Raw genomic sequence first — 5727 nt, 5'->3', positions numbered from 1 at the left:
GGTTTTAAATGCGGCGGACAGTTTGAGATTAAGACTTCTATTTCTTCTTTGGTCAGATACCTTAGGATTTTATTTGTGCCGGTTAGGTTTTTAACCCTTCTTACCCTTTGCAAAGCGCTTTCGTCGATCATTTCCCAATCTAACGCTTTCGTAAACATATGCTTAAATACCGAAAACGTTTTATTGATATAGGATTTTTGATACCCCTTTGCGATTAATTCGCTTTGCAGCTTTTCTATATCGTAGATTTTAATATCGTCTAAATATTTAAACCTGTTTATAAAAAAGCAATTTATAGCGGATTTTTTATTGCCGTACGATACCTGTTTTCCGTAAACCCACGCCAAATATTTTTCCGCAAGCTCCGCAAAGGTGAATCTGTCTTCCTTTGCCTTAGGTTCGACATTTTTAATCGTTTTTCCGTTTACGATTTCAAAATACCTGTTTGCGTAAACCGCTTCGGCTTGTTTTTTGTTTTTGGACTTCGTGGACTCCCGGTATCTTTTGCCGTTTGCGATTATATCCATCCAGTAAAATTCCGACCCTTTTCGTCTGAAGATGCCCATGTTTAATTACACCTCCTTTTCATGGGCACTCCGCCTTTAAGGTTATTATACCCAACAATTGATTTTTTTTCATTAGAATTTACCCATTCGGTTATTTTTTCTTCGTCGAACCTTAAGCTTCCGTTAAGTTTAAAGCAGGGGATAGACCCGTATTCAGCCCACTGGTAAAGCGTCTTCGGGCTTACGCATAACAAATCCGCAACATCTTTAACCGTTAAGAGTTTTTTCATTTATTTATTTTAGGCTCCCTTAAATCCATAAAATTTATTTGTTAATCTTTTTGTAAATTCTATTTAGATAAGTAAAATTTACTTCAATATGATATTTTTCCTTTATGTATTCCGCTAGTTCCCTAAAACTCAGCCCCTTTTTTTCTTTAATTTTATATATTTTGGGCATTAACCTAATGAGCCTATTTTCCTTCAATGCCGGTTTTCTTTTGTTTTTAAGTTTTTTAATCCTTTTTTGAAAAATACCGATAGCTTTGTAGTCGCTGTTAGTTAGGATTCGCCCAGTCGTCCGCTTAGATTGCGCTTCAAGTTCGAGCAGGTTTATAATTTTAGCTAAAGCGGCATTAAGTTTATCGTTAAAATTATCTATATCGATGTTTAAGAGATTTGCCGTTAAGTTAAATGTTTCCTGAAGTATTCTGAATTTGTCTTTGCGGCGATTTAATAAAATTTGCAATTTTTCCGTATCAATCATTTTGAGTAAACCCCCTCTATAATTTCATTTCTGTTGTGTCCGAGTTGCAAGCTTGTTAAATGAACGGCTTCGACATGCGAAAACCCTTTCATTTCAAATTCTTTTATGCAATTTATTGCATAGTTATGCCTTAATGCGTGAATTGACCCGGTATCCCCTAATACCTTGCGGATTTCATAATTTATCTTACTCCCAGTAACGGCATCGCCGAATTTTTCTATATTATTTTCTTTTAAAAATATTTTAATATCGGTAATTAAAGACTTGTCAGCGATTTCGGATATTGTCCTATCCTTGCCGCCCTTTCCGCCGTAAACGTTGATATTATTGTTAGTAATGCTATCTGGCTTTAAACCTAATTTTAAGATTTCTGATTTACGCAAGCCGGCGTTTAAAGCGCACCTAACGGCAAGATTTACGGCTTTGTTTTCCATGTTTAGAAGTTTATCTACAGTTGCTTTATTGTAAGCCCGGACATCCGCGTGTCGCAAAGATTTATGGCTATCCTTAAAGGTTTCGTTGAGTTTAAAGTCGTAAGTTTTGCCAAGATTATGGCTCTGGGAGTACTTATTTAGAGCTACTTCAAACTTATTCAGCGCGGCTTTATCGCCCTGAAAAGTACCATGTGCATTGTCATCGGCTATCCGGCTTTCTAGATATGCTATAACGGCCGGAGCATCGGTTTTGGTTAGATCTTTGAGTTTTAAATTTTCTTTTGCCCAATCGCCAAATTTAACGACATCATCCCTGTATGTGTCATTCGTTCGATAGCCATAGATACCCGTTTCTTTTGCAATACCAGCCGAACCATGCGCCCCATTTTGCCGTGCTAAATTTTTAGCGGCGTATTTTGAATTTCCGATTTCTTTTATCTCTTTAAAAATTTCCGTAACTTGCCACTTTACGCTACCTTTCATAATACAAAATCTCCTATTTAAATATATTTTAGATAAAGCTGTCGCATACATAAGTTTAGAACAGAAACTTTTTAGAAAGGTGTTTGTCCTTTTGTTTATTTTTCTTAAATTAATTAAGAAAAGCGCATAAACAAAGCGTTAAGATTTTCTTGTTTGAATAAAATCGGAATGGTTTGTTGCAAAAAAGCTCCGACGGGCTAAATTAGCGGCGATAAAATCTTTGAAAAGCCTAAAATAATGGGATTGTTTGAAACAGGAATGAACCGCATAACTGGGTATGCAGTTTTATTATATATTTTTTAGATAAGAAGTTTCCCGGCAATACGGGCGTTTTAGTGCCGCAAATCTTTCTCTCCGCCTTTAAGGCGGGGGTGTGTAAAATAGATTAGCGTGATTTGCGTTAGGGGGCGGTAAATTGAATAAAACAAAGAAATGCTATGACCGCCAAAAAGTAAAATCCTAAAAAAATAAAAATATCCCTATACCTGAAAACAGGTGTTAAATAAATTTAAAATTTTAAGGATTTTATTAATGTTTTATTATTTAAAGAATTATAGATTATCCGTAAAAGCGGATATTATAATAAAATAAATAATAATTTCTAATAGGATTTAAATAATAATAAATAATTTTTAATATTATTTAAATTTAGGATTTTTGGACAAAATTGTCCGTAGAATGGATAAAATAGATAATTATTAAAGGCAATTATCTAACGGCGGTGTCTACTTTAAAATAATAATTTTAAAACTCAACCGCGTGGATAAATCTTCGGGGATAAATTTTCAGTGGTATCCCTTTTGTTGATTTTAAGTTTTGAATTTAAAATCTTTTCGCTTTTTGTTATAATTTCCGGTTTTAAGCTAATCAGCAAGTTGTTTAATCTAAAAAGCTCTTGCTGAACACACCCCCAAAAATACTACTTGAAAAAGGTAAACAAAATGTGTGCATAACCGGCAGTGCTTTCGTTTTTCTCTTAAGAGAGATACCGTAAACGAAGCATGAAAGATATTTCTAATTAATTGATTTTATTTTCTCATATTTTTAAATTCTATGTCAAGACTTTTTATTAATTTGCCTAAAAAAACTTTCCGCTTCGGATAAGGCTATCACGCGCGATAAATTATCTCCTTTCACAAATTCTTTTCTATAAAGCGTTTCCGTATGCTGTATGGGTTTATGATTCGTTTCGTAAACCCATACAAAACTATCCGTAACCAATACAGTTATTTTATGACTTACGACTTTTCCCGTCTTGCCGTCTTTAAATATTTCCGTCAACTTCTTGCCGGAACGTTCCTGTTTCGCTTTTATTTTAGGCTTAGATAAAAATATACGGACAAAACCTTTGTCGAAATGACGGACAACGCTTTTAACGAAAAATGGATATTTTTTAAAAGTTTCGTAATAACCTTCCGATAACGGCAAATATGCGATTTTACCCACCCCTATATCAACAATGTAGAACTCGTCCGTTTTAGATACTATCATACCCCTAATGTGTTTAGAAATTAAATAATTATATTTAACCCAATCCTTTGAAGTGCTTAATTTATTGGCTTCTTTGTTAATCTCCAAAACTATCTCTTTAAGAGAAATGCTGTCTCTCAAATTGCTTATATACTCATTTTTCAGGTTAATAACTTTTAAAAATATCTTATGCCTGATATTTCTCACGTCCTTAAGCGACGATATAAGTATCTTTTCATCATCGTTTTCGGCGTATAAATCATAGGAATCATCAAATACAACCCTGTATTTGCCGTAAAAAACGTTTTCCATCGCTTTTTCTATAATAAATATAGCCTCTGGCATACTTAATCCATTCGTTGACGATATTGTCCGAATTATGTTTTTAATATCCTGAAACCGTTCCATAAAAATTATTCATTAAATAAGTTAATTTATTCATGATATATGTTTTAGCATATATTATTGAACGTTGCAAACTTATAGCCAAGTTAAAAATAATCCGGCAACTTTTTTCCTGTCGGCGCAAATCCTTCTTTAACTTTTTATTTAAAACAGGTTTTGTCGTTAGCTCTCTGTTTGTATTTTTTCGCTAAAGCTCAAAAATACAAACAGAGAGCGGGTTTGCGGATATATTGCAGAATTAATTAATTTTGTAATCCGCAACAATTTAAACAACGATGTTGAGGTTTGTTTCTTGCTTCGTTTTATTTTGGTTTCCAAACCGGCAAGCGGTTTGAAAACCAAGCCTTGCGGCAAAATTAAACTACGGCGAAACAAACATTTAAAAGCATTGTATCGGGCTTCCGCCCGAACCTGACAAGCGTATGCACGCTTGACCGCAGGGGGTTATAGAGGCGTTAACCGAACGTTAATGGTTATTTCCGGCAGTGTTCACACTTCATACATTATTTTATTAAACAAAAACATCCCGACCAAGTCAAACGCAGTCGAGAGTGCGAATATGGAGGCGGGCGCTTATAAAAGTGAAGCTTTTATGTCCGCCAGAGTGATTAAATCTGACTTTAATTTTAGTTTTGGGAAATCCAGTTTATTTATAAAAATTTATAAATAATGATATAATTAATCTATGGAAAATAAAAATTATATATTAAATACCGCAAAACTAATAATTACTGAAGAAGTCGAAAAAGCTGGATATAAAACCGAAGCAATTTATCTTTTCGGTTCCCGTGCAAGAGGTGACTATAAAGAGGATAGCGATTGGGACTTTTATGTCGTCGTAGATAAAAATATGGAAAGAGATACAAAAATAAGAGTATCCGGAGATATTAGAAGGGGACTGAGAAATAAATTAAGAATATCGAGCGATATACTTATTCAGCCTCTTAATATCGTAAACGAAAGAAAAAAACAATCCGGTTATGTAGCATATTTTGCATTAAAAGAAGGCTTAGCCGTATGAATGACGAATTAGTAAATCTCTGGATAATTAAAGCAGACCATGATCTGAAAACGGCTAAAGATGAAATAACCGCAAACGATCCCGCTACCGACACCGTCTGTTTTCACGCCCAGCAGTGCGTTGAAAAATATTTAAAAGCATATCTTGTTTTCAACGGTATAGAAATAATAAAATCTTTAAAAACTCACGATATTAGCGAATTAATCGATTACTGCAAGGATATAGATAAAGATTTTGAACAACTAATATCGGATAACGATGCCGATAGATTAACAAATTATTCTATCGAAGCGAGATATCCGGACGACTTTTATCTACCGTCCGTTGAAGAAAGCAATCAAGCGATATATATTGCAGAGAATGTAAAAGAATTTGTTAAAGTTAAAATTAAATAATGTTTTACCTCCCTCGCTAATTGATTAGAATAAAAATAATACGTAACAATTTACCCGGTTATTTTTTCATAAATCGTTTCAGAAGCAAAATTCTGGCAAACTCAGGCGAGAGTGAGAGAATAAATAAATAAATCTTGTATAATATACATAATATAATTTAATATACATATTTATTTAAGACGTTAGGGCGGGAGGGCGGGGATAATTAGGCCGCCGAAAATAATTAAAGCAGATTAAAATCTTACTTA

Annotated in this window: 7 protein-coding genes; 2 read left to right on the top strand and 5 right to left on the bottom strand. The window is 33.8% G+C overall.

What is annotated here, in order from left to right; translation table 11 throughout:
- From EVJ48_10135 to EVJ48_10115, 5 genes are all read right to left on the bottom strand, one after another.
- The coding region (locus EVJ48_10135) for a hypothetical protein (GenBank protein RZV36686.1) at positions 1 to 566 on the bottom strand (566 nt) is incomplete at its 3' end.
- Positions 567 to 568: 2 nt separating this feature from the next.
- Positions 569 to 796 (bottom strand): DNA-binding protein, encoded by a 228-nt coding sequence (locus EVJ48_10130; protein ID RZV36685.1) that lies wholly within the window; start codon positions 794 to 796, stop codon positions 569 to 571.
- A gap of 34 nt (positions 797 to 830) precedes the next feature.
- A complete protein-coding gene (locus EVJ48_10125) occupies positions 831 to 1271 on the bottom strand; it encodes a hypothetical protein (GenBank protein RZV36684.1) in 441 nt (146 codons plus the stop codon).
- Complete coding sequence (locus EVJ48_10120) at positions 1268 to 2188, bottom strand: site-specific integrase (GenBank protein ID RZV36683.1); 921 nt, start codon at positions 2186 to 2188, stop codon at positions 1268 to 1270. The genes EVJ48_10125 and EVJ48_10120 overlap by 4 nt, the downstream gene beginning before the upstream one ends.
- A gap of 1056 nt (positions 2189 to 3244) precedes the next feature.
- On the bottom strand, positions 3245 to 4003 hold the full coding sequence (locus EVJ48_10115) for a hypothetical protein (protein RZV36682.1): 759 nt from the start codon (positions 4001 to 4003) through the stop codon (positions 3245 to 3247).
- A 745-nt stretch (positions 4004 to 4748) separates the two neighbouring features.
- On the opposite strand from EVJ48_10115, the gene EVJ48_10110 reads away from it, so the two are divergent.
- Positions 4749 to 5084, top strand: coding sequence for a nucleotidyltransferase domain-containing protein (locus EVJ48_10110; protein RZV36681.1), 336 nt, complete (start codon positions 4749 to 4751; stop codon positions 5082 to 5084).
- The gene (locus EVJ48_10105; protein ID RZV36680.1) at positions 5081 to 5479 is read left to right on the top strand and encodes a HEPN domain-containing protein; all 399 of its coding nucleotides are present in this window, start codon (positions 5081 to 5083) and stop codon (positions 5477 to 5479) included. Before EVJ48_10110 ends, EVJ48_10105 begins: the two co-directional genes overlap by 4 nt.
- Positions 5480 to 5727 lie beyond the last annotated feature (248 nt).

Source organism: Candidatus Acidulodesulfobacterium acidiphilum (assembly GCA_008534395.1).
GTDB classification, from domain to species: Bacteria; SZUA-79; SZUA-79; order Acidulodesulfobacterales; family Acidulodesulfobacteraceae; genus Acidulodesulfobacterium_A; species Acidulodesulfobacterium_A acidiphilum.
Note: the sequence above shows the minus strand (reverse complement) of the source record. Positions and strands in the feature narration are given on the sequence as shown.

Excerpts from the sequence above, each read along its gene's own strand:
- EVJ48_10110 (RZV36681.1), top strand. The coding sequence starts at position 4,749 with ATGGAAAATAAAAATTATATATTAAATACCGCAAAACTAATAATTACT.
- EVJ48_10125 (RZV36684.1), bottom strand. The coding sequence starts at position 1,271 with ATGATTGATACGGAAAAATTGCAAATTTTATTAAATCGCCGCAAAGAC.
- EVJ48_10120 (RZV36683.1), bottom strand. The coding sequence starts at position 2,188 with ATGAAAGGTAGCGTAAAGTGGCAAGTTACGGAAATTTTTAAAGAGATA.
- EVJ48_10115 (RZV36682.1), bottom strand. The coding sequence starts at position 4,003 with ATGCCAGAGGCTATATTTATTATAGAAAAAGCGATGGAAAACGTTTTT.
- EVJ48_10130 (RZV36685.1), bottom strand. The coding sequence starts at position 796 with ATGAAAAAACTCTTAACGGTTAAAGATGTTGCGGATTTGTTATGCGTA.
- EVJ48_10105 (RZV36680.1), top strand. The coding sequence starts at position 5,081 with ATGAATGACGAATTAGTAAATCTCTGGATAATTAAAGCAGACCATGAT.